Annotated in this window: 2 protein-coding genes and 1 pseudogene; all 3 read left to right on the top strand. The window is 61.0% G+C overall.

The window, feature by feature from the left end; all coding sequences use genetic code 11:
• Positions 1-236: pseudogene (locus tag P3L18_RS28055) on the top strand (ABC transporter permease); the annotation flags it as partial.
• Between the two features lie 6 nt (positions 237-242).
• Positions 243-1,073, top strand: a complete 831-nt coding sequence (locus tag P3L18_RS28060) for a carbohydrate ABC transporter permease (RefSeq protein WP_006368498.1) — start codon at positions 243-245, stop codon at positions 1,071-1,073.
• A gap of 4 nt (positions 1,074-1,077) precedes the next feature.
• On the top strand, positions 1,078-1,535 hold a 458-nt coding region (locus P3L18_RS28065), incomplete at its 3' end, for an ATP-binding cassette domain-containing protein (RefSeq protein ID WP_276115991.1).

Genomic DNA, 1,535 nt, shown 5'->3' on the forward strand with positions numbered 1-1,535 from the left:
TGTTCCGTACTCTGGACGCGTTCCGGGTGTTCGACAACATTTATGTGTTGACCGCCGGGTCGAACAACACCTATTCGGTGTCGATGCTTGGCTACGACAATCTGTTCAAGGGTTTCAATCTTGGTGTGGGGTCGGCGATCTCGATCCTGATCTTCGTGTGTGTGGCGATCATCGCGTTCATCTTCATCAAGGGGTTCGGTACTGCGGCACCGGGCTCGGACAACGAGGGGAGGTAAGGGGCGGTGAAGACCGGAGCCAAACCGAAATTCTGGTGGGCGATCGCCAACATCCTGGTGATCCTGTATGCGATCATCCCCTTGTTGTGGATCGTGAGTTTGTCATTCAAACCCGCCTCGAGTGTCACCGACGGCTCGTTCATCCCGAAGGAGTGGACGTGGGAGAACTATTCGTCGATCTTTTCCACGAGCGCGTTCACCTCGGCACTGATCAACTCGATCGGGATCGGGTTGATCACCACGGTGATCGCGGTGGTGTTGGGCACGATGGCCGCCTATGCGGTGGCCCGTTTGGACTTTCCGGGTAAACGCCTGTTGATCGGGGCGGCCCTGTTGATCGCGATGTTCCCGCAGATCTCGCTGGTCACCCCACTGTTCAACATCGAACGCACCCTCGGGTTGTTCGACACGTGGCCGGGGTTGATCCTGCCCTACATCACCTTCGCGTTGCCGTTGGCGATCTACACGCTCTCGGCGTTCTTCCGGGAGATCCCGTGGGAGTTGGAGAAGGCCGCGAAAATGGATGGCGCGACCCCGTTCCAGGCGTTCCGGAAGGTGATCGCCCCGTTGGCCGCGCCGGGGGTGGTGACCGCGGCGATCCTGGTGTTCATCTTCGCGTGGAACGACCTGCTGCTGGCGTTGTCATTGACCTCGACCGAACGGGCGATCACCGCGCCGGTCGCGATCGCGAATTTCACCGGGAGTTCCCAGTTCGAGGAACCCACCGGGTCGATCGCTGCGGCCGCGGTCGTGATCACCATTCCGATCATCATCTTCGTGTTGTTCTTCCAACGTCGAATCGTGGCCGGGTTGACCTCCGGCGCGGTGAAGGGATAAACCCATGGCAGACATCGTTTTGGACCACGTCAGCAAAACCTATCCCGACGGCTCGACCGCGGTGCACGAGGTGAATGTGGATATCGCCGACGGCGAGTTCATCATCCTCGTCGGCCCGTCCGGCTGCGGGAAATCGACCACCCTGAACATGATCGCCGGGCTCGAGGACATCACCAGCGGGGAGCTACGGATCGCCGGGCAACGCGTCAACGAACGCGCCCCCAAAGACCGCGACATCGCCATGGTGTTCCAGTCCTATGCCCTGTATCCGCACATGTCGGTGCGGGAGAACATCGCGTTCCCGCTGACCCTGGCGAAACTGTCGAAAGCCGAGATCGCCGCGAAGGTCGACGAAGCCGCCCGCATCCTCGACCTGGGGCCCTACCTGGATCGGAAACCGGCGAATCTATCCGGTGGGCAACGCCAACGCGTCGCGATGGGCCGGGCGATCGTGCGTTCCCC

The organism is Gordonia sp. N1V (assembly GCF_029269935.1).
Taxonomy (GTDB): Bacteria; Actinomycetota; Actinomycetes; order Mycobacteriales; family Mycobacteriaceae; genus Gordonia; species Gordonia polyisoprenivorans.